At 41.3% G+C, this 23,164-nt stretch carries 21 protein-coding genes and 1 other RNA gene; 3 read left to right on the top strand and 19 right to left on the bottom strand.

What is annotated here, in order from left to right:
• Positions 1 to 4: 4 nt before the first annotated feature.
• The 6 genes from rsmB to LPB220_RS02770 all read right to left on the bottom strand — a co-directional run bounded on the left by rsmB (position 5) and on the right by LPB220_RS02770 (position 7,413).
• Positions 5 to 1,318, bottom strand: coding sequence for a 16S rRNA (cytosine(967)-C(5))-methyltransferase RsmB (rsmB, locus tag LPB220_RS02795; RefSeq protein WP_150905432.1), 1,314 nt, complete (start codon positions 1,316 to 1,318; stop codon positions 5 to 7).
• Positions 1,308 to 2,243: a methionyl-tRNA formyltransferase gene (gene fmt / locus LPB220_RS02790; protein WP_150905430.1), complete on the bottom strand. Its 936-nt coding sequence runs from the start codon at positions 2,241 to 2,243 to the stop codon at positions 1,308 to 1,310. The genes rsmB and fmt overlap by 11 nt, the downstream gene beginning before the upstream one ends.
• 11 nt (positions 2,244 to 2,254) lie before the next feature.
• Positions 2,255 to 4,663, bottom strand: coding sequence for a primosomal protein N' (locus LPB220_RS02785; RefSeq protein ID WP_150905428.1), 2,409 nt, complete (start codon positions 4,661 to 4,663; stop codon positions 2,255 to 2,257).
• A 63-nt stretch (positions 4,664 to 4,726) separates the two neighbouring features.
• On the bottom strand, positions 4,727 to 5,041 hold the full coding sequence (rpoZ, locus tag LPB220_RS02780; RefSeq protein ID WP_003010339.1) for a DNA-directed RNA polymerase subunit omega: 315 nt from the start codon (positions 5,039 to 5,041) through the stop codon (positions 4,727 to 4,729).
• Between the two features lie 25 nt (positions 5,042 to 5,066).
• Complete coding sequence (gene gmk, locus LPB220_RS02775; protein WP_003003905.1) at positions 5,067 to 5,699, bottom strand: guanylate kinase; 633 nt, start codon at positions 5,697 to 5,699, stop codon at positions 5,067 to 5,069.
• Between the two features lie 106 nt (positions 5,700 to 5,805).
• A complete protein-coding gene (locus tag LPB220_RS02770) occupies positions 5,806 to 7,413 on the bottom strand; it encodes a ribonuclease Y (protein ID WP_049492366.1) in 1,608 nt (535 codons plus the stop codon).
• Between the two features lie 234 nt (positions 7,414 to 7,647).
• Between LPB220_RS02770 and LPB220_RS02765 the strand changes: the two genes are divergently transcribed.
• Positions 7,648 to 8,130 carry an S-ribosylhomocysteine lyase gene (locus LPB220_RS02765; RefSeq protein ID WP_150905426.1) on the top strand — a complete coding sequence of 161 codons (483 nt, stop codon included), beginning with the start codon at positions 7,648 to 7,650 and terminating at the stop codon, positions 8,128 to 8,130.
• Positions 8,131 to 8,486: 356 nt separating this feature from the next.
• Here the strand turns inward: LPB220_RS02765 and LPB220_RS02760 are convergent, their stop codons facing one another.
• The 5 genes from LPB220_RS02760 to LPB220_RS02740 form a co-directional block, all read right to left on the bottom strand.
• Positions 8,487 to 9,911, bottom strand: a complete 1,425-nt coding sequence (locus tag LPB220_RS02760; RefSeq protein WP_150905424.1) for a cell division site-positioning protein MapZ family protein — start codon at positions 9,909 to 9,911, stop codon at positions 8,487 to 8,489.
• 11 nt (positions 9,912 to 9,922) lie between these two features.
• Positions 9,923 to 11,080: a THUMP domain-containing class I SAM-dependent RNA methyltransferase gene (locus LPB220_RS02755; protein ID WP_150905422.1), complete on the bottom strand. Its 1,158-nt coding sequence runs from the start codon at positions 11,078 to 11,080 to the stop codon at positions 9,923 to 9,925.
• 66 nt (positions 11,081 to 11,146) lie between these two features.
• Positions 11,147 to 11,512: RNase P RNA component class B (gene rnpB, locus LPB220_RS02750), an RNA gene on the bottom strand.
• A 16-nt stretch (positions 11,513 to 11,528) separates the two neighbouring features.
• Complete coding sequence (gene gpsB / locus LPB220_RS02745; RefSeq protein ID WP_003010351.1) at positions 11,529 to 11,870, bottom strand: cell division regulator GpsB; 342 nt, start codon at positions 11,868 to 11,870, stop codon at positions 11,529 to 11,531.
• Between the two features lie 69 nt (positions 11,871 to 11,939).
• The gene (locus LPB220_RS02740; RefSeq protein WP_023920293.1) at positions 11,940 to 12,467 is read right to left on the bottom strand and encodes a DUF1273 domain-containing protein; all 528 of its coding nucleotides are present in this window, start codon (positions 12,465 to 12,467) and stop codon (positions 11,940 to 11,942) included.
• A 64-nt stretch (positions 12,468 to 12,531) separates the two neighbouring features.
• On the opposite strand from LPB220_RS02740, the gene recU reads away from it, so the two are divergent.
• Entirely contained in the window at positions 12,532 to 13,125 is a 594-nt protein-coding gene (recU, locus tag LPB220_RS02735) for a Holliday junction resolvase RecU (protein WP_003010355.1), read from the top strand.
• Positions 13,126 to 15,243 (top strand): penicillin-binding protein PBP1A, encoded by a 2,118-nt coding sequence (gene pbp1a / locus LPB220_RS02730; RefSeq protein WP_150905420.1) that lies wholly within the window; start codon positions 13,126 to 13,128, stop codon positions 15,241 to 15,243.
• A gap of 434 nt (positions 15,244 to 15,677) precedes the next feature.
• Here the strand turns inward: pbp1a and pepC are convergent, their stop codons facing one another.
• From pepC to LPB220_RS02690, 8 genes are all read right to left on the bottom strand, one after another.
• Positions 15,678 to 17,012, bottom strand: coding sequence for an aminopeptidase C (gene pepC / locus LPB220_RS02725; RefSeq protein ID WP_009732326.1), 1,335 nt, complete (start codon positions 17,010 to 17,012; stop codon positions 15,678 to 15,680).
• Positions 17,013 to 17,079: 67 nt separating this feature from the next.
• Positions 17,080 to 17,631 carry a GNAT family N-acetyltransferase gene (locus LPB220_RS02720; RefSeq protein WP_031575284.1) on the bottom strand — a complete coding sequence of 184 codons (552 nt, stop codon included), beginning with the start codon at positions 17,629 to 17,631 and terminating at the stop codon, positions 17,080 to 17,082.
• A gap of 209 nt (positions 17,632 to 17,840) precedes the next feature.
• On the bottom strand, positions 17,841 to 18,665 hold the full coding sequence (nadE, locus tag LPB220_RS02715; protein ID WP_150905418.1) for an ammonia-dependent NAD(+) synthetase: 825 nt from the start codon (positions 18,663 to 18,665) through the stop codon (positions 17,841 to 17,843).
• Positions 18,662 to 20,122, bottom strand: a complete 1,461-nt coding sequence (locus LPB220_RS02710; protein ID WP_023920286.1) for a nicotinate phosphoribosyltransferase — start codon at positions 20,120 to 20,122, stop codon at positions 18,662 to 18,664. The genes nadE and LPB220_RS02710 overlap by 4 nt, the downstream gene beginning before the upstream one ends.
• Positions 20,123 to 20,261: 139 nt before the next feature.
• On the bottom strand, positions 20,262 to 21,173 hold the full coding sequence (trxB, locus tag LPB220_RS02705; protein WP_125826973.1) for a thioredoxin-disulfide reductase: 912 nt from the start codon (positions 21,171 to 21,173) through the stop codon (positions 20,262 to 20,264).
• A 58-nt stretch (positions 21,174 to 21,231) separates the two neighbouring features.
• A complete protein-coding gene (locus tag LPB220_RS02700; protein WP_003003995.1) occupies positions 21,232 to 21,459 on the bottom strand; it encodes a DUF4059 family protein in 228 nt (75 codons plus the stop codon).
• An 81-nt stretch (positions 21,460 to 21,540) separates the two neighbouring features.
• Complete coding sequence (locus LPB220_RS02695) at positions 21,541 to 22,284, bottom strand: amino acid ABC transporter ATP-binding protein (protein ID WP_003003991.1); 744 nt, start codon at positions 22,282 to 22,284, stop codon at positions 21,541 to 21,543.
• The gene (locus LPB220_RS02690) at positions 22,284 to 23,084 is read right to left on the bottom strand and encodes an amino acid ABC transporter permease (RefSeq protein ID WP_049498839.1); all 801 of its coding nucleotides are present in this window, start codon (positions 23,082 to 23,084) and stop codon (positions 22,284 to 22,286) included. Before LPB220_RS02690 ends, LPB220_RS02695 begins: the two co-directional genes overlap by 1 nt.
• Positions 23,085 to 23,164: the final 80 nt, after the last annotated feature.

Below are 23,164 nucleotides of genomic sequence, written 5' to 3'. Positions count from 1 at the left end.
GATATTATGAGATTCTCTTAAAACGACTGATAAAGAAGCCGTCGCTTCCATATAATTCGGGTGTAATAAGGATACAATCATTTTTAAGAATATCTTTTCTTTCGTGATCCAATGGGACTTGTTCGAAATTTGGATGGTTTTTCAAAAATTGGTCCACCACTTCAAAATTCTCTTTACCCATAATTGTACACGTACTGTACACTATTATACCACCTTTACGCACACTTTGACAAACACTATCCAGAATGGCCAATTGAATAGCTTGTAAAGATACAAAATCTGCACTCTCTTTATTGTACTTGATATCAGGCTTTCTCCGGATCAAACCAATCCCTGAACAAGGCGCATCCACCAAAATTTTATCGAAAGCATCAGGTCCAAATGTTTCAAAGACTTTTGTCGCATCTAACTTCTTTGTCAAAATTTTGTCCGCAACATGGAGCCGATTAGCATTTTCTTGAATCAATTTGAGCTTATGGTCATAGAGATCCAAGGCTGTGACTTTCCCAGTTGTGAGATAAGAAGCCAGGTGAGTCGTCTTTCCACCTGGCGCCGCACAGGCATCTAAAACCCACTCATCTCCTTGCAAATCCAAAGCCGGTGCCACCAATTGACTGGACTCGTCTTGAATAGTAATGCGCCCTTCTTTGAACAAGGAATGCGCTGCAAAATGTCCCTGTTCTTTCACGAGAGCGGACGGAGCAAGTAGAGAGGAGGTTGCTTCGAGTAGCTGAGCCAACTCTTCTTTTTCGTCCAGATCAATCACACGAATACTGGATTTATTACGCTGATAGAGACTCTTAAAAATAGCGCAAGCACGTTCTTCACCGTATTCTTCGATCAATGCTTTGACCAACCATACAGGTAGGGAATACTCTACCGAATAACGTTTGTTCTTTCGCTTGATCGTATCAACAGCTGGTAGCCCCTCGCGGAGGAGCTTTCTAAGAATAGCATTGACAAACTTCTCACTGCCTTCTTTACGACGTTTTGCTATCCGGACGGCTTCATTGACGATGGCATGATCGGGAATTCGGTCTAAATAGACAAGTTGATACAAACTCATCATCAAAAGATAATAGAGCCAAGGATCTAATTTCGTCCGGTCTTCAATTACGTGGGCGAGATACCACTCGAGTGTTATCTTCCGTGCGACAGTACCGTATACAACTTCCGTAACAAAGCTTCTATCTTTATCTGAAAGTTGAGAGTGTTCTAGCGCTTGATTTAGGGCAATATTAGAATAAGCTCCCTGTTCAAAAACCTCTTCTAACACTCGAACGATCTGTTCACGCGCATTCATTTGTTTAACTTCCAAAGTGATCTCCTACTTTCAATTGACGGCCAGCGCCATTCAAAAAGTCTGTGATGGACATTTTTGGTTTTCCTGCTGGCTGCACAACTTTGAGGGATAGCGCGCCTTCTCCTGCAGCGACCAGCAACTCTTTTTTGCTCAAAGCTATCACTTCTCCTGGATTTCCATTTCCTTCGCATAGCTCTGCTTCATAGACTTTGAAGCGTTGACCATTTAATAACGTATGAGCGACTGGCCAAGGATTCATCCCCCGAATCTGGTTAAAGACTTGGCGATTGGTTTTTGTCCAGTCCAAAACCTCTTCTTCCGGTAAAATATTCGGTGAAAACGTGACCAAACTTGGATCTTGTGGACTTGGCTTGATCTCCCCTGCCAGGTAAGCTGGCAAAATATCTAAGAGTAAGTCACGTCCAAGGAGTGCCAATTTTTCAAACAAAGTTCCCACATTGTCCTCATCTAAAATTGGGAGAGAACGAGCTGCAATCATGTCTCCGGCATCCATTTCCTTGACCATTTCCATAATTGTAACCCCAGCTTCTTCGTCACCATTGATCAGGGCATAGTGAATGGGAGCTCCACCTCTATATTTAGGCAATAAAGACGCGTGGACATTCACCGCAAACTGGAAGTTCTCCAACAATTTTGTCGGTAAAAATTGTCCAAAAGCAGCGGTCACAATTCCATCTGCATCTAGTGATAAGAGAGTTTCCATTTCTGGACTACCCGATAATTTCTCCGGCTGAAGAACCGGTAGTTGATGTTCCAAAGCTACCTGCTTCACCGGGGTCATTCGAATCTCTTTTTTGCGACCTACTTTACGGTCTGGTTGCGTCACAACTGCCAAAATTTCATAGCGCGAATCTGCTAACAATCCCTTTAAAACCGTCGCTGAAAAATCAGGCGTTCCCATAAAAATTAATTTTGTCATTTCTTTCTTCCTTACATAAAACTTTGAGGTTCATTATCAATACTGACACGTAGATCTTGGTTGCCTCTTTCTTGTGTAAATTCTAAGATTTGATTCAAGACCTGAGTCATGCCTTCTTCGAAACGATATTTCACAATGATTTGATAATGATACAAATTATGTGTGCGTGCAATTGGTTTAGGTGTTGGTCCTAAGATTTGGACCTGATCAGATAAGCCAGATCGGAGAATTTCCATGACCTGATGTGACTTCTCCATCACAATTTCCTCACTCTTATGGGATAGGGTTAACCCAACTGTGAAGTAATAAGGCGTATAGCCCAGCTGCCGGCGAATCTGCATTTCATAGGCAAAAAAACCTTCATAATCTTGGTCTTTGGCAAATCGAATCGCATAATGATTGGGGTTATAGCTTTGAATGATAACCTCTCCTTCTTTCTCTGCTCGTCCGGCCCTTCCTGCCACCTGAGTCAAGAGTTGAAAGGTTCTCTCAGAGGATCGATAATCCGGTAAATTTAAAGAAGTATCCGCATTCAAGACACCCACTAAGGTCACATTTGGAAAATCCAACCCCTTGGCAATCATTTGCGTCCCTAACAAAATATCCGCTTCTCCATTCCCGAAAGCATCTAATATTGCTGCGTGGCTCCCTTTTTTTCGGGTGGTATCCACATCCATGCGCAGAATTTTAGCTTCAGGAAAGATCTCTTGTAATTCATCATAGGCTTTTTGCGTTCCTGTCCCGTAATAACGAATAGAAGGACTTTGGCAATTTGGACAGTGTCGAGGAATCGCTTTACTATAGCCACAATAATGACAGTTCATGGTTTTAGTATCCATGTGGAGGGTCAGTGAGATGTCACAATTGGGACAAGTATCTACAGTTCCACACTCGCGACACATGACAAAGCTGGAATAACCACGGCGGTTCAACATCAAGACAACCTGCTCTTTTTTCTGCAAGCGATCAGCAATAGCTTCCACTAGAACCGGAGTGAAATTACCAGCTTCATTTTGGCCAATATAATCACGGAAATCAACGACTTTAACTTCTGGAATTTTGGCTGCCGGATTGGCCCGCTGGGTTAGACGAATTAATTCATAAACCCCTTTTGTTGCACGAGCTCGCGATTCCAAACTTGGGGTGGCCGATCCAAGAAGCAAAACTGCTTGATTGTACTGAGCCCTTAGGACCGCGACTTCCCTTGCGTGGTAGCGCGGATTACTATCTTGTTTATAGGATGCCTCGTGCTCCTCATCAATGATGATGGCTCCGATGTTTTTTAAAGGAGCAAAGATTGCTGAGCGCGCTCCAACGACTACCTTAGCCTCCCCACGTTCAACTTTCCGCCATTGATCATACTTCTCACCATTTGATAAGCCCGAGTGTAGAATGGCTACTTCCTGACCAAAACGCGAGATAAAACGGTCTGTCATCTGTGGTGTCAGGGAGATTTCAGGGACCAACATGATAGCTGTTTTTCCCTTATTTAGAACTTCCTGAATAATCTGCAGATAAACTTCTGTTTTCCCACTTCCAGTCACACCCTCTAATAAAAAAGGCTTTGATGTTTTCCCAATTTGAGAAACTACTGTTTCGACAGCTTTTGCTTGCTCTGAATTTAAAAGCAGAGCCTGGGTCTGTTCTTTGCCTTCATAATATGCAGCCGCCCGATTCACTTCTCGTTCTGTTATTTCTAAAACACCCTGATCAATAAAATAAGCCACTACTTCTCGTGAAAATTCCTGATACAATCCTGCTAAGGGTTGCTCCCCTTGCTCTAGTAACAGGCGCTCTTTTAATGCGAGCCTTTTTTTAGCTCTCTCTGATGGTTGAAGTTCTTTTAATCCTTCCAGGTTAACGCGATACCGTTTTTCTGTTTTAATTTGTTTCTTATCCTTGGCCTTGTATTCAAGTAGCAAATCCCCTTTTCTGACCAACCGCATCACTTGGGCTTGATCGGCCGCATCTAGAGAAGAAAAAGAAACTTCATTTTTTTCACCAAAAAGTTTCACTTTGAGAGTGGGATCTAAAGAAGGTTGAGGATACAAAATCTTATCATAACTTGAATTGAGGAGAGAAGGAAGCATGGTTTTTAAAATCGTAATCTTATATGAAAAAACACTTTTTCGTAATTGATCTGCCAACCAGAACTGCTCTTGATTTAAGACCGGAGTGTAATCCAAGACCTCCACAATTGCTTTTAATTCCTCGCTTGTGTCTGCCTCTTCTAAAACACCTACCACAATCCCTTGAATGAGGCGATTCCCTTTACCAAAGGGGACATGAACTCGCATACCTGCCTCTACCATATCCTCAAATTCTGATGGAATCTGATACGAATAGGGTTTATCTGTCTGCATCAATGGGACATCTACGATGACTTTTGCTATCACTTTTTCACCTCCAGCCTCTATCATATGAGCTTTACTTTATCACGGAACCCTTTAAATAGCAAAAAATAAGATTGAGAAGCCCCAACCTTAAATTTTTTCACCATCTTCTTTTTCTTTGGCAATTTGTTCCTTAATTTTGCGCTCTTCTTCTTCTTTGCGAATCCGCTCTGCTTCAATCCGACGACGAAGCGCTTCACGTTTTGCTTCTGGATCCGGGTGAACAACTACGTTCCCAGACTCGATTTCTTCAAGCGCTTGTAATGTTGATTTAACTGATTGGAATTCTTGAGTTGGCACTGCACCACTTTCCAATTCGTGGGCCCGTTTTGCCTCAAGAATGACCAATGAATATTTTGATGGTACTTTGTCAAGCAACGTATCAATAGAAGGTTTTAACATCATATTCCTATACCTAATTTCTAATTATTTATCTCTTCACAATAGTTTGTGTTTTTGGTAACATATCCAGATAATGGCCAATGACACGGTCTACACGGAAATGCTCTGCTTCGATCACACGTTTGACACGCTCTGCAGCAAGAGGAACCTCGTCGTTCACAATGGCATAGTCATATTCACGCATCATGGCGATTTCTTCTTTTGCTTTTTCAATCCGTTGCGCAATGACTTCTGCACTATCTGTCCCGCGACCCACTAATCGATCTTGCAATTCATCCAAATCAGGCGGAGTTAGGAAAATAAAAACTGCATCTGGAACTTTCTTCTTTACTTGAAGTGCACCCTGAACTTCAATTTCAAGGAATACATCGATTCCCTTGTCCAAGGTTTCATTCACATAGGTTAAAGGAGTCCCATAGTAATTTCCAACGTACTCAGCGTACTCCAACATTTGCCCTTGACGGATCAAATCTTCAAATTCTTCACGTGTACGGAAAAAATAGTCGACACCATCCACTTCACCTGGACGTTGTGCACGCGTCGTCATCGATACAGAATACTGAAACTGATTGTCCGAGTTTTCAAAAATTTCTCGTCTAACCGTTCCTTTTCCAACCCCCGAAGGGCCAGAAAATACGATTAATAAGCCACGATCCGCCATGATTTCTCCTTCAATGTCTTTCTATCTAGTGTAACAAAAATCGGCCTAATTTTCAACTGATTTTTTCATTCAAAAAGCTTGAGATGCTAGATCTCAAGCTTTTTGTTTATTTTGCGTAATCGACTGCACGCAATTCTCGAATAACGGTAACCTTAATGTTTCCAGGATATTCAAGATTGGACTCGATCTTCTCACGAATATCATGAGCCAAGATCGTCACTTTATCATCCTTAATTGCCTCAGGGCTAACCATAATACGGATTTCACGACCCGCTTGAAGGGCGAAACTTGTCTTAACTCCTTCAAAACTATTTGCAATTTCTTCAAGATCTTGCAAGCGTTTGATGTAGCTTTCAAGTGACTCACTTCGTGCTCCAGGTCGAGCTGCACTCAAGGCATCCGCCGCAGCGACAATGACTGCAATGACACTTTCTGGTTCCACGTCCCCATGGTGACTGGCAATGGTATTGACCACCACTGGGTGTTCCTTGTACTTCCGTGCCAATTCAGTTCCAATCTCGACGTGACTTCCTTCCACTTCACGGTCAATCGCTTTACCGATATCATGTAAGAATCCTGCACGTCGTGCCAAGGTAGCATTTTCACCCAACTCGCTAGCAATAATACCAGAAAGTTTAGCAACTTCAATGGAGTGACGCAAAACGTTTTGACCATAAGAAGTACGGAATTGCAACCGTCCCATAATTTTCATCAAATCTGGATGGAGGTTTGGCGCACCGATTTCATAGGCAGCCGCCTCACCGTATTCACGAATCCGGTTGTCAATTTCCTGGCGGTTCTTCTCAACCAGCTCTTCGATGCGGGCTGGATGGATCCGACCATCTTTGAGAAGGCTCTCCATTGTCATGCGGGCGATTTCACGACGAATCGGATCAAACCCTGACAAGGTCACCACTTCAGGCGTATCATCAATAATCACATCGACACCTGTCAAACTCTCAAAGGTACGAATATTGCGACCTTCACGACCGATAATCCGACCCTTCATACTATCGTCCGGCAAATGAACGGTTGAGTTTGTTTGCTCAGCAACAAAATCACCCGCCATTCGCTGCATAGCTTGCACGAGAATGTCTTTTGCGATTTTATCAGAACGTTCTTTCACTTCCAATTCAGCATCACGAATCCGTGAGGCAATTTCTTTTGAAAGTTGCTCTTCCGTCTGACTCAAAATAATGTCACGCGCTTCTCCTTGACTTAGAGCAGCGACACGTTCCAGTTCTTCTACTTTCTTGTGTTCAAGCTCTTCCAGCTGTTGTTCACGCGCATCAATGTGTTTAGTTCTATCTGTAAGACTTTGCTCTTTGTGTTCAAGAGACTGTTCTTTGCTTGTTAAAATGTCGTCTTTGCGATCAAGATTGCTAGCACGTTCTGCCAAACGGCTTTCTAATTGCTTCAATTCTTGTCGTTCTGACTTAAACTCAGCATCGACCTCTTCACGATATTTTCTGGCTTCTTCCTTTGCCTCCAAAAGTGCTTCTTTTTTAAGTGAACTTGACTCATGCTTCGCCTCTTTTAAAATCAAATCGGCTTCGCGTTCAGCCTGTCCACGTAAATTCGTTGCTTCTTGTTCAGCATTCAAAAGGGTGAGTTCCGCAGCTTCTTTTGAAGCTTTCATTTTAAGAGCAGTTCCCACATATCCAATGACTAAACCAATGACCGCGGCAAAAACACCTGTAATAACAAAATTCATGCTTTTACCCCAAATCTATTTAATTAGTTGAATTAAAAATTCTTTTACATTTTACCATAAATTACTAAAATTAACAATCTAAAAAAACAGGAAAAACCTTTTATATTTTTGCTTAACGCTTATTCTTTTATCGTCTTTTCTTTCATGGAACATCTGTGAGGAATTCATTTATTTCCACTTTGTTGAATCTGTTTTTTTATGCTATAATCAAGAAAAACAAAGAAGGATTTGAGTATGACAAAAGAAGTAATTGTTGAAAGTTTTGAATTGGACCACACGGCGGTGAAGGCTCCCTATGTACGCTTGATTGGGGAAGAAACTGGACCCAAAGGAGACATCATCTCTAACTTTGATATCCGTTTGGTGCAACCCAATGAAAATGCGATTCCAACTGCAGGGCTCCACACGATCGAGCACCTTCTTGCGATGCTTATTCGCAAACGCATCGATGGTATGATTGATTGTTCCCCATTTGGATGTCGCACCGGTTTTCATATGATCATGTGGGGACAGCATTCGAGTACGGAAATTGCTAAAGTGATTAAAGAATCTTTAGAAGAAATTTCATCAGTCAGCACTTGGGAGGATGTCCCAGGCACAACCATTGAGTCTTGTGGAAATTACAAGGACCACAGCCTCTTCTCAGCCAAAGAATGGTGTCGCTTGATTCTAGACCAAGGAATTTCTGACGATCCGTTTGAACGTCATATTGTTTAATACGAAAAAGGATGAACCTATGGTTCATCCTAGAATGTAGACAAACTATTTTAAAGTAAAATAAGCTAAGTGATTCTGCAAAAAAATAAAATTGAGTCCCAATTTTTAAATCGATTTAAGAAAATACTGAAACTTTCCGCTGTGAGAAAAGTGTCTGAAACAATAACGTTTCAGACACTCGGAATTATTGAGACCGTAGGCTCAATAATTAGTCATGGAACTTCAAAGAAGTTCGCTGACGTCCGTACTCACCTAAGGAAAGTTTTTAAGATGATTTTGTCTTCAATCTGAGATGAACCTCTGGTTCATCCTTTTTTATTGTCATTTTTCCCAAAAAGGGGATGTCTGATCAAGCATTAATAATCCAGAGCATCTGAATGACCTTTTCCGTTTCCTACGAAATAACCAGTCTTGGCATTGATACTAAAGAGATAGGTTCCATCTGGTTTGAAGAGGTTGTAATAGCCATTACCGTTAATGATATTGACACGCTCTAAAATGTATTGATTGCCAGTGATATGTCCACGTTTACGAGCAATATTCAATACTTTTTCAAGGATCCCATCACCAAATACCCAAGCTGGGTTATTGACATCATTGATAGCTGCTTGGTTATATGGCACACGACTCAAGTTCCGCTGAAGTGGGACACCATCGCTTGGAAGACCGTACCCTGAATAGCCTGGGTTTGCCGTTCCTGCACTACCTGTAGCAGCATTGACAGCTGGGGCCGTAGGCGTTGCTGCTTGAGCTGGGGCTGGAGTTGCATTAGAAGTATCTGTACCACCTGTCCCTGTCACTGGTGCCGGTGTCGCAACTTGTTGTGAACGTCCTTGCGCAACCGCCTCATTCAATAAGCTATCTAATTTTTCATTGCCTGTCTTTGTTTCTGCAAAGGTCGCATCACTTTTCGCTTTGGCAGTTGCATCAAGAACTCCATCTTTGATGACTGGAGAACTAAATTGAGAATTCACTTTTTGAATGGCAGAAACTTGCTTCACAAGGTCTTCATATTTTGTTTTAGCCGCATTATAATCACTGCTTCCTTCTAATTTGTCCAGCAGTTTCTTCAGATTTTCCAAGTCTCCGAATTTATCATTTTTAAGAGCACTTTTTGATTCATCTACAAAAAAGGCATCGTAGGCTTTGGTAAACTCTTCCAATTTTTGAGCCTGTGTTTCACTGCTACTTGATTTAGAAGTAGAAGATGACTTGCTAGATGAAGACGATACAACAGTTGTACCACCAGATTTTCCACGACTGTGCATCCAGTTATAGGTCACAAAAATGGCCGAACCGACAATCGCAAGACCTAAGGCAGAGTATAGAACCGCTTTGATTCGTTTGCCCGCATTGCTTGGTGTTTCCTCAGGAAGTTCCTCAGCTTCTACAATTGGTTCAGTTGGTGTGGGGCCAAATTTAATCTTAGCAGGTAATTCAGTTGAGATAGCATCCATTTCAGGCCTTTGTTCCAAGACTGTTTCCGTTACTTCCGGTGCCTCCACTGCTTCAGCTACTTCAGCAACTGTTTCTGAAGCTGCCAACTCTTCAGCTTTAGCCAATTCTTCTTTGGCCAAAATTTTTGTATCGTATTTTTCAGCTTCAATTTCTGCCCGGTGTTGTTTGATGTATTTGTCTAAGACATTATCACCTTCAGTTACACCTGCTTCGATTTCTTCTGCCTTTCGATTGGCCTGCCCAATCGTCATCTCTTTAGCATCTTCAAAGTCTAAAATTGATTCTGTTTCTTGCTCTAATGGCTTTTTATCCTTCTCTGTCATAAAAATCCTTTCTATGCCTTTATCTGCCGTTTTACTCGTTCCCCAAAATATTGGTAGAGATCAACTTTTAGGGTTCCGTTAAAAAGTTTTCGTTTTTTATCTGCTTTACTACCGAATTTAGATTCAAAACCTTCATCACTGGTTAGGATGAATTTACTCCAGGTTTTGAGAGGTGCAAATACGTGCCCCATTTCAGTATACAATTTCGTCACACCCTCATCATCGGATAAGCGTTCTCCATATGGAGGGTTGGAGATAATCACCCCGTTGATCTTATCTGAGTGAAGATCTTGGACTCGCATTTGTTTGAAAGTAATGTCACTGCTAACGCCCGCTTTCTGTGCATTTTCTTTGGCAATCTCAACCATCCGTGCATCGATATCGGTTCCCATAATATCCAATTCGATCTCGCGATTGATTTTTCTGCTTGCTTCTTGACGGACTTCATGAATCAAGCGATCATCCATCCAGTTCCATTCTTCAAAAGAAAAGGTCCGACGTAAACCAGGTGCCATATTTCTCGCAATCATCGCCGCCTCAATACAAAACGTTCCAGAACCACATGTCGGGTCAATCAAGGGTTTATCTGGATACCAGTTTGACAGCATAAGAATTGCCGCTGCCATATTTTCCTTAATAGGGGCTCCCCCTTTTTCAGTCCGATAACCACGTTTGAAGAGGCTACTACCAGTGGTGTCAATCAAGACGGTGGCTTGGTCTTTAAGGATTGATACTTCGATCTTAAACTCTGCCCCATTTTCCATGAGAGGAACACCTTCTGGTCGGGCATAGTGTTTTTGTAACTTTTTAACCACTGCTTTTTTCGAAATAGCCTGAACGCTAGGTTCATTATGAAGCTTTGATTTGACACATTTAGCCTTAGAAATAGGAAAACGTGCTCCTAAAGGCAAATAGTTTTCCCAATCCAAAGCAAAGACACCTTGAAAGAGTTCTTCGAAGGTTTTGGCTGGAAAAGTCCCAACCACAATTTTCACACGATCAGCCGCGCGCAACCAGAGGTTGGTTTCTATGATTGCTCGACGGTCTCCTTGAAATCGAACCCGTCCATTTTCAACCTGGCAATCGTAACCGAGATCGCGTAGTTCTCGACCAACAACAGCCTCTAGGCCAGCAGCGACCGTTGCAATCAATTCAAATTGTTTTTTCATCTTATTCCTATCACTTTAAAAAAGGAGGTTGAGATCTCTCTCCACCTCATCAACCTATATGCAATTTTCTATAAGCCATGTTTTGTTCCAGAAATGACTAGGTACCATTTCCTTCGATAATCATCTGTCTACTGTTTCCAGTCAGAATGCTATGTTCGTTTCCACGCATTCCATGCCCCGACCAAAGTTTGGGTTGCTAGCTTGAGGGGTTTACCGCGTTCCACTTTTTAGGTTTCCCTAAAAACTACGTCACTGTGGCACTTTCAGAGTTACTAGAGCATATCCTTAGACTTAGCTCCTTCACTCGCCGTAACTTGAATACCAAGTCCCTAGGCTTATGGATTCACCTAGCACAAACACTACAGGCATCACAGCCTGTGCTAGCATGGACTTTCCTCATGAGAGCATTCTCTCACGCGATTATCCAAAAATTGCACGATCTATGGAATTAATAATCGCGATCTACGATCTGTTTCCCAAAAACTTCTTTTTCCAAACGATTAAGACGTTTGAGAATATCAAAGTTCGTCGCTGTTGTCACTTGCGGGAATTCTTGCGTAGCAGTGCTAGCAATCGGAGATGTTTGTGGTGTTTCCTGTGCTTTTTGGGCAAGTTCTTCACGAAGGCGGGCGTTTTCTTCACGCAATTCCTTCACCAAAGCAGCATAGGTTTCATAGTCTTTTATGACATCATCCAAAAATTCATTTACTTCATCTTTATTATAACCACGAACTTCTCGTTTGAAATCTTGATCAAAAATATCTTTCGCAGTAAAAATAATACTCGCCATTACTCTCTCCAATCTAGTTCATCATCTCAATTATATAAAAAAATGGTAAGAAAAATCAAGGTATAACACTTAGTTTTCGTAAAAATTTTCAGCAAGTTCATTTAAGTCATCAAAACTTAATTGTTTGACATAAAATGGTTCTTTTTCTACCATCATTTTGTAAAGATATTTTAAATTGGTTTCATTTTCTGGATCATAAAAAACATAAGCTCCATCCGCGTTATCTATCAAAAACTGATTGTATTCTTTTAGTTGACCCGGATTGCTATAGTGGGGATAGGCATATTTCACGAAATCCACCTGTTTGAAGCGTGCTAATAATTCCTGATTGCTTTCATTCCAATTTTCGCCAACATTCTCAAATAGGAAGATCGTCGCCATTTGAAAATCGTAATCTTTTTTTAATGCAAAGGCGACCTCTAGTACCCAAGCCTCAAATCCCAAATTACCAGAAAAGACCAGCCATTTCACTCCTTCTTCAAATAGACGACGAAGATCTCTTTCAATGGCTTTTTTGATAATGGTCAGTCGAGGGTCTTTATTGGAAAAGACTCCCACATCAAAACTCTTATAACCTGCAACAAGTATGGTATTCATTTTTTCCTCATTATTCTAATTTATGATATAATAGAGTGATGTAATTGTACCAATAAGGAGAACTATGGTCAACTATCCACATAAAGTAGCCAAAAAAACCTTGGTCTCTACACAAAGGAAACATCCAGTCGACTTTGCGAATCGTGGGATGACATTTGAAAAAATGATCAATGAAAGCAATCAATACTATCTTTCTCGAGGTCTAGCAGTCATCCATAAAAAACCAACACCGATTCAAATCGTGAAAGTGGATTATCCACGTCGCAGTCGGGCAAAGATTGTTGAAGCCTATTTCAGGCAAGCCTCAACGACGGACTATTCTGGAGTATACAAGGGACGCTATATCGATTTTGAAGCGAAGGAAACACAGCAAAAGCAATCCATGCCGATGAAAAATTTTCATCAACATCAAATCGATCATATGGAGGCAGTTGTTCAGCAAGGCGGTATCTGTTTCGTTCTCTTGCATTTTGCAAAGTTGAGTGAAACCTACTTACTTCCTGCTCCTGCATTAATTCACTATTACAACATCGATCATGGTAGTAAATCCATGCCCCTCTCCTATATTCAGGAGCACGGCTTTCTAGTAGATAAGAATCGTCTTCCAAGCGTTCCTTATCTTGATATTATCGAACAGAAACTTCTAGGCGGTATTTAAATGAATAAACAAACAGTCATTCAATGGTTGAAATATGTTGCCATCGCAGCCATTTCATTTTTCTTACTTTTATTTGTCCTCGGTGGACTGATATTTAGTTACTATGCTATGAAAGCACCAACCTTGTCTGAAAAAGATTTGGTTGCAACAACATCTAGTAAGATCTATGACAACCAAAATAACTTGATCGCGGATTTGGGAGCTGAGAAACGAATCAATGTCACAGCCAATGAAATCCCTACTGATTTGGTCAATGCTATCGTTGCGATTGAAGACCACCGTTTCTTCAATCACCGTGGGGTCGACATCATTCGGATCGGCGGTTCCTTCCTTCACAACTTACGAGGAGGAAGTCAAGGTGGGTCAACCTTGACGCAACAATTGATCAAGTTAACCTATTTCTCCACTTCAGCCTCTGACCGTACCCTCTCTCGTAAGATCCAAGAAGCTTGGTTAGCAACCCAACTAGAAAAGAAAGCAACCAAACAAGAAATCTTGACCTATTACGTCAATAAAGTATTTATGGCGAATGGGAACTACGGAATGCAGACGGCTGCGAAAAGTTATTACGGAAAAGATCTAAAAGATCTTTCGCTCCCTCAATTAGCACTCCTTGCAGGAATGCCCCAAGCACCAAACCAATACGACCCATACTCCCACCCTGAAGCAGCACAACAACGCCGAAACTTAGTATTAAAAGAAATGCTCGATATGAAGACCATTTCTAATAAACAATACGAAGCAGCGGTCAACACACCTGTTACAGATGGTCTACAAAGTCTTAGTTCTTCAAGCAGTTATCCCGCCTATATGGATAATTACCTGAAAGAAGTGATCGAACAGGTCGAAGAAGAAACGGGCTACAATGTATTGACGACAGGGATGGATGTTTATACTAACGTTGACACTGAAGCCCAAAAGAAATTGTGGGATATCTACAATACAGATGAATATGTCAACTATCCAGATGATGAGTTGCAAGTAGCTTCTACTGTTATTGATGTCAATACTGGTAAAGTCATTGCACAACTTGGCTCTCGTCACCAATCTAGCAACGTTTCCTTTGGTACAAACCAAGCCGTTGAGACTAACCGTGACTGGGGTTCATCAATGAAACCAATCACAGATTACGCACCAGCTCTTGAACATGAGGAATATACCTCTACAGCAGCTACTACAACAGATGCGCCATACAACTTCCCTCATTCATCAACGCCTGTCTACAACTGGGACCGTTCATACTATGGTAGCATGTCCATTACCTACGCAATTCAACAATCTCGTAACGTGCCTGCGGTGAAGGCCCTGGAAAAAGTTGGTCTTAAACAAGCTAAGAAATTCCTCAATGGATTAGGGATCGATTACCCAGAAATGGTTTACGCCAACGCTATCTCGAGTAACACTAGCGATTCTAGCAACAAATACGGAGCCAGCAGTGAGAAAATGGCAGCTGCCTATGCTGCTTTTGCCAATGGCGGTACCTATTACAAACCATCCTATGTTAGTCGGGTTGTCTTTAGTGATGGCACAACCAAGGAATTTGAGTCCGAAGGAACTCGTGCAATGAAAGCAACAACTGCCTACATGATGACAGATATGATGAAGACAGTTCTCTTGTCTGGTACCGGTACAAATGCTGCCATTTCGGGAATCTACCAAGCTGGTAAGACTGGTACATCAAACTATGATGATAACGAGGTCAATAAGTTAACAAAAAATACAGGTTATTCAAGTATTGCGACACCAGATGAATTATTCGTAGGATACACACCTGAATATGCTATGGCCGTCTGGACGGGTTATTCCAATCGCTTTACACCAGTATTGGATAATGGAATACAGGTCGCAACGGATGTCTACCGTCAAATGATGCTCTATCTTGCTAATAATAATAACTCTGGTCATACGGATTGGACGCAACCAAGTGGACTGTATCGAAGTGGTTCTTATCTCTACTTAAACAATGGTAAGAACAACTACAATAACTACTACTATGAGCCAAGTTATTCCACTGATCAGTATTCGTATGAAGAACCATCGTCTAGCTCTTCGAACGAAGAAAATCAATCTAAACCATCTGAGCCTTCTTCGCAAGACTCTAACAATCATAACGAATAATAGAATGGAGAAGTCGGGCTTTTGCCCGGCTTTTTTTAAAACAATGGTTAAAAAACCAGAACGAATAAAATCTGATTTATTTAGTTAGACTTCCCAGCTTTTTTATTTTTGAGTATATAAAAAAAAAAGAGCCTTTCGGCTCTTATTAGAATGTAGACAAACTATTTTAAAGCAAAATAAGTTAAGTGATTCTGCAAAAAACAAAATTGAGTTCCAATATTTAAATCGATTTAAGAAAATACTGAAACTTTCCGCTGTGAGAAAAGTGCTTGAAACGTTATTGTTTCAGGCACTCGGAATTATTGAGACCTTAGACTCAATAATTAGTCATGGAACTTTAAAGAAGTTCGCTGACGTCCGTACTCACCTAAGGAAAGTTTTTAAGATATTTTGTCTTCAATCTGAAAAGAGCCTTTCGGCTCTTTTCTATATCATTATTTTGCTAAAGCTCCCATTGGATCCCACGGTGCTAGGACAATTGGTTCTGCTTCATAGGCTGCTAATTCGTCTGCTGTTAGGAATTCTTTACGAACCACGATTTGATAGGTATATTCATCCATCCAAGCATCAGAAGCCACAAAGTAACCATCTGTACCGACCTTGTCTCCCCATGAATTTTCAACCTTCCATTTACGAGGCTGACCTGCTTCGTCTAAATCAACCCCTGTCAAGACCATAGCGTGTGTCATGAGACTTTCTGCATAGTCCAAGCGACCCGCCTTGTCTTGTGTCAAATGAATGTCCATGCCTGCTTCAAAATCGTAGACATCTGTTGCCAGGATTCCGGCTTTACGGTTGCTGACTTGGCCTACATCTGAACCAAACCAGACAGTTTCTCCTGCTTTCATTTGAGCAATAGCTAATTCTTTCAATCGATCCATTGGAACATTTAGGTAGCGGACTGGACGGCTACCAACCACATTGCCCAGCATATCTACGGTGTAAGATTTTCCATATGGCTTATCTGTAGTTGGGGCATTGATAATGGAGACGTAATCGTCTAATTGAAGGTCTACATATTTTTTGTAGAAGCTTTGTGGAGTTAAGCCACTTTCGGTATGGAATTGGTTGTCCTTATCACGGTATGAAAAGTCAAATTCACGCGGAGGCAATCCTAAAGACATAGCCAAGAAGTTAAAGATTTCTTGCAACAACGCTTGTTTCTTGCTCGCAACTGCCTCACTATCTGCGCCTGAGTGAATCAAGTCACGCAAGATTTGCGCATCTTGACGCAAGAGTTTATTGAGGTAGGTGTTCAATTCCCGGCTATTACTTGAAGAAATCGATTCCGGATAAACTGATTTTGGAACCACTCCGTATTTCTCAAAGAGGGATACCACCATATCCCATTGACCACCATCTTGTTGTGGGGTTTGTAGGAGAAAAGCCACCTTACGGCTGGTCAATTCTTGATCTGCTGTAGCAATCACTTGCTCCAAAAACCAGTTTGATTTTTCATACTTATCCCAAAAGAAAGTATGTGCTTGAGACAATTCAAAATCCTCCAATTGGAAGCTTGAAATCATCTTGTGACGGAAGGTATTTAAAGCCGCAAACATCCAACAACGTCCAGATGCTTTTTGGTTTGTCACCTTATCCTTGGTCAAATCAAGTGAAAAAACTGGTGTATTTTCTACTGCACTCTTGCGCGTTTCAAGCGATGCATGGATCCCATTGTGGGTAACAGCATTTTCAAGAGCCGCATATTTCACATTTGCTTCATAATTAGCATAGAGCTGGTCTGTAAATTCTTTCGTTAATTCTGACATAGCAATCTCCTTTTTTCATTATTTACTATTATAATCCTTTGAGCAGAATCTTCAAGTAAAAATCACCCTATAGAGAGGGATTCTGTTTAGAATAGATGATTTTATCCCCACAATATCCTTTGCGTTGAATGGCATGAGGGATGGTTTCTACATACTGCATTCCTGCCTTTTCCATGACTTTCCCTGAAGCAGGATTTAAACTGACATAAGTGGCTTTGATTTCTTTAAATCCGACTTTGTTCAATAAGAAATCCAAAACAGCTATGACGGCTTCTGTCATGAATCCCCGCCCCCAGAATTTCTTGCCAAGGATATAACCTAGCTCGCATGATTGACTTTCCTGGTCTTGAGAAACCACACTAATATCTCCAATTACCTGATCCAGTGATGTTTTCAAACAAAGCGCCCATTTATAAGTATCTGGTTTACGATACTGTTCGATCCATCTTTTGATCGATTCTCTGGTTCTCTCAGTAGATGCATGGGCATCCCAAGTGACATATTTCAGGGTTTCAGGATCCGAAGCCCAATTTTCAAACATCGCTGGTGCATCTTCCAAAACGAAAGGCCTCAAGTATAAATGCTCTGTCTCTATGACAAGACTTCCAAGATGATTCATAGATTGTCTCCCTTCATTTTTTCATGCAACTTGAACGTTGCAAGTTGGTTACTTTAATCTAGAAGAAAAGGACGGATGAAATCGCCCTTCTTTTTGATGCTTTTCACAATATTGTATGGTGAGACTACGAAATCGAACTCTGCGAGTTACCGATTTCTGTCTCGTTTTCCTATTTTAAGACTCGGGCTAAAAAGGTCCAGTGGACCTTTTTACTCCCAGAAATGATCAAATACTGTGATTGGCAGGTGGCGTTTGTGTTGGCCTTTGTACCACCATTTTTCAATAGTGGCTTGAGCTTCTGGGCTCACTTGTTTGCCTTCTAGGTAATCATCGATTTCATTATAGGTGACACCCAGCGCTACTTCGTCTGCTATTCCTGGTTTTTCTTCTTCCAAATCTGCAGTTGGGATTTTCTCATAGAGAGCAGGATCAGCTCCCAAGGCTTTAAGCAATTGTTTTCCTTGGCGCTTGTTCAAACGGAAAAGGGGTAAAATATCTGCACCACCATCTCCAAATTTTGTGAAGAAACCTGTAATATTTTCCGCTGCATGGTCCGTCCCAATAACGGCTCCACTCCGCGCACCTGCTAAAGCATACTGAGCAATCATGCGACTGCGAGCCTTGATATTGCCCTTGTTGAAGTCGGAGATATCCGTTCCTGTTGCTTCGACAGCGCGTTCCATGGCATCAACTGATTCCTTGATGTTAACGACTAGGCTGACATCTGGCTGGATAAAGGTCAAAGCTTTTTGAGCATCTTCTTCATCTGTCTGTACCCCATAAGGAAGGCGAACAGCAATAAATTGATAGGAGGTATCTCCTGTCTCTGCGCGCATTTCTTCTATGGCTAATTGAGCTAACCGTCCAGCAAGAGTCGAATCTTGTCCTCCTGAGATCCCTAATACAAATGTTTTCAAAAAAGGATGTTTTTTTAGATATCTTTTTAAGAAATCAACCGAGCGGCGAATCTCTTCCTGAGGATCAATGCTAGGCTTGACACCCAATTGTTGGATAATCTCTTCTTGCAAACTCATTTTGCTTCTCCTTCTCCATTAGCTTTGTTACGCATTTCCTCGATCAGGTCCATCTTGTCCTGCCAAATATCTTTCGCCAAGTCAACTGGGTAATGCTGTGGATTAAGGACACGCTTGTATTCATCCCACAATTGATCGTAATTTTTACGAGCATATTCTTGAATTTCTGATAATGGTGGTAGTTGATAAACCAATTGACCCTCTTTAAAAATATCCACTAAAAGAGGAATAGCTTCAAAGTTTCGGACCGTTTTATTAATGTAGGTATAAGTTGGATGGAACATTTTAAGTTCTGTCAGTTGTGAAACATCTACTCCATCATAAGTGATGTAGTCCCCTTCTGACTTACCTTTTTCACGGCTCGTAATCCGCCAGACTTGCTTTTTACCTGGAGTAGAAACTTTCTCTGCATTATTGGAAAGCTTGATGGTATTGATCATCTCTCCTGCTTCGTTTTCAACAGAGACAATTTTGTATACCGCTCCAAGCGCTGGTTGATCATAGGCTGTGATTAGCTTGGTTCCCACACCCCAAACATCAATTTTTGCTTTTTGCATTTTCAAGTTGAGGATGGTATTTTCATCCAAGTCGTTAGAAGCGTAGATTTTAGCATTTGTAAACCCAGCCTCATCTAATTGCTGGCGAACTTTTTTAGAAATATAGGCAATATCTCCTGAATCAATCCGAACGCCTAAGAAATTGATCTTCTCTCCCATTTCACGCGCTACCTGAATAGCTGCTGGTACCCCAATACGAAGGGTATCATAGGTATCGACGAGGAAGACACAATCTTTATGGGTTTCCGCATAGGCCTTAAAGGCTTGGTAGTCATTTCCATATACCTGTACAAGAGAATGGGCATGGGTTCCTAAAACAGGGATTCCAAAGAGTTTTCCTGCCCGAACATTACTAGTCCCATTAGCACCTCCGATGACTGCCGCACGAGTTCCCCAAATCGCAGCATCCATTTCTTGCGCGCGACGTGTCCCAAATTCCATCAAAGGCTCATCTTCAATGACCGAACGAATGCGTGCAGCCTTTGTGGCTATCAAGGTTTGAAAGTTGACTATATTTAAGAGGGCTGTTTCCACCAATTGACACTGAGCCAGAGGACCTTCGACCTGGACAATTGGTTCATTGGCAAAAACTAAGTCACCTTCTTGAGCCGAGCGTACTGTCAGTTCCAATTTAAGATCACGGAGATATTCCAAGAAGGCTCCATGATAACCAAGTGACTCTAAATAGGCAATATCGCTCTCAGAAAAACTCAAGTTTTCCAAATATTTCACAATTCGCTCTAAGCCAGCAAATACAGCATAGCCGTTTTTAAAAGGCTGTTGACGAAAATACACTTCAAATACAGCATGTTTATTGTGGATACCTTGATCAAAATAGACCTGCATCATGTTGATTTGGTATAAATCAGTATGCAACGTTAAACTGTCATCTGGATACATATGAATACCTCTTTTTTTAGATTTGTTCTATGAATTCCTACCATAAAATTAGTACCATTATAGCACATTTCAGCCCTATTGAATACTGAAAGGAAAGCACGAAAAAAATCTGAGGCACAAACCTCAGATTTTTTAAGCATTAAAAGTTTTCTGTGATATATTTATAAACTTCTTGGCCAGCAATCGCACCGTCTCCGACTGCTGTCGTCACTTGACGTAGGTCTTTTTGACGAACATCACCAACCGCAAAAATACCTGGGACTTTGGTTCTCATATGATCATCCGTCACCACCCAGCCATTTTCATCTAAAATACCAAGTTCCGTCGCAAAATCACTGACAGGATCTAAACCGACATAGATAAAGACACCACCGAAGGCCTGCTCTCTAACCACTCCTGTCTTCACATCTTTTAAAAGGACAGACGTTACTTTTTGTTCACCTTTAATTTCTTCAACAACCGTATTCCAAGCAAAGTGAATTTTATCATTGGCAAAGGCACGGTCTTGAAGAACTTTTTGGGCACGCAACTGATCACGACGATGGGCAATAGTCACTGTTTTTGCAAACTGCGTCAAAAAGACAGCTTCTTCTACCGCAGAATCGCCACCACCAACGACCAAGAGATTTTCATCTCTAAAGAAAGCTCCATCACAAACAGCACAGTAGGAAACTCCTCTACTGTTCAGCTCCTCTTCACCAGGGACATTCAATGGACGGTGGTTAGACCCTGTTGCAATCACCACGGTTTTAGCTTCAAATTCCCCATCATCTGTGACAATCTTTTTGGTTGCTCCGAGGTCTTCGATGCGCTCTACCTGACCAAACAAATGTTCCACACCAAGATTTTCTAAAGGCTCAAACATTTTTTCAGCCAAGTCTGGGCCACTAATATTCGCATAGCCAGGATAGTTTTCAATGTCAGACGTATTGTTCATTTGACCGCCTGGAATTCCTCTCTCAATCAATGCGACCTTTAAATTGCTTCGTGCTGCATAAAGGGCAGCAGTCATCCCTGCAGGACCTGCTCCAATAATCACTGTATCAAACATACTCAACCTCTTTCTGTTTTGTTGTAACCATTATAATTCTAACACGGTCTTTTTGCAATTATCGTGCTTGAAAGATAAACAAAATCCCTATGACCGCAAAGGTTAAAATAGGAATCGTCATGATATCAATTAAGAGGATATCATACAAATGGGCTTGTCGTTGCTTGGCTGTTTTATCTTTCTTCTTAAGGGCACGGTAGCCAATCCAAATACAAGAAGCGATCCCAACTAAAATCGTTGTCGTCACTAAACTTTGTAAATATAAGGACAATAATTTATTTAACATCACGACTCCAAATATTTTTACATTTTCAGAAAACAAACCCAGCTAGCATCGCCAGCTGAGTCTTACCTCTCCTCTATTATATCAAACATAGGTCCGTTTGTAACTAGCAAAGAATTCTTTTGTCCGTTCTTCTTTTGGATGTTGCATGATTTCCTCTGGTGTTCCAGATTCAATAATCCGTCCTTTATCCAAAAATAGGACCTTATCTGCTACTTGCGCTACAAAAGACATATCATGGCTGACCAGTACCATGGTTTGTCCTGATTTTGCTGCATTGGCAATGGATTTTTCAACTTCTCCAACCAATTCTGGATCCAAGGCCGAAGTCGGTTCATCCAGCAAAAGAACCTCTGGTTTCATGGCCAAGGCACGGGCCAAAGCCACCCGTTGTTTTTGTCCACCTGAGAGGTGACGAGGATAGTGATTTTCACGATCCGATAAACCGACTTTTGCCAGTTCTTCTCGAGCAATTTTCGTTGCTTCTTGATCGGATAGGCCCTTCACAACAATGAGCCCTTCTTTCACATTTTCAAGGGCTGTTTTTCTACCAAACAAATTAAACTGTTGGAACACCATGGCCAATTTTCTTCTTAAGGTTAAGATTTGATCTTGGGTAATGTGCTCAAAATCAACTTCGAAATCATCAATCTTAATTCTACCACTATCTGGTGCTTCCAAATAGTTTAAACTGCGTAAGAAGGTTGATTTACCAGCTCCCGAAGACCCGATTAGGGCCACGACTTCCCCTTTTTGAATTTCCAAACTTAGATTATTTAAAACCTTTTGACCTGAAAATGTCTTTGATAATTCTGAAATATAAATCATTAGATCCGGACCTCCTGATCTGGTAAATCAATTGCTACGGGAGTCTCAATATCCAGTCGACGTTCAATGTGACGGCCTAGTATTTCAATGAGAATATTCACAATCCAGTAAACAATCGATACCGTGATAAAGCGTTCAAAGTACTTCAAATCGCTCCCCCCAATAATCCGTGCTTGGGCAAAAATTTCAACCACACTGGCACTAAAGGCTAGCGAGGTCCCCTTGGTCAAGCCAATGAGAGAATTGATTAAGGTTGGAGTTGCAACGACTGCTGCATTGGGAATAATAATCCGGCGATAAACTTGACGGTTGGTCATTCCAAGACTACGCGCTGCCTCAATTTCACCAGGATCAACCGATAAAATGGCTGCCCGGATGGTCTCACTCGCATAAGCTGCCTCATTAAAGGCAAGAGCTACAATTGCAAATAACTCAGCTGGAATGGCATTAATATTAAAAGCTGTTCCATAAGACTGATTGATCGCTTTTAAAATAAGAGGAATCCCATAATAGGTCAACATCAACTGAACCAACAAAGGAGTCCCCCGTAAAAAACTGACAAAAACAGCTTGAATCGGGTAAAGAATTCGTACACGATTAATTTTGACCAGAGCAAAAATCATGGCAAAAATAATCCCAAAAAATGCGCCTCCTAGGGCTAATAAAATCGTCACAGGCAATTTCCCTATGACAGCCGGAAATGCATCCAATACGGCTCTCAAACTAAACAGCTTGCTATCTGGAACGTGTTTTAAAAAGTCAGCATACCAGTTGGCAGTTAAAAGATTAGTTGTAAACATTTTTGTTACTTCCTTTCTCGAACATAAACATTCTATCACATTCACTATCGGAATTCCAAAAATTGCTACAGAAATAGAAA

It is taken from the genome of Streptococcus sp. LPB0220 (assembly GCF_008727815.1).
Taxonomy (GTDB): Bacteria; Bacillota; Bacilli; order Lactobacillales; family Streptococcaceae; genus Streptococcus.
This window is presented reverse-complemented; position numbering and strand designations above follow the sequence as displayed.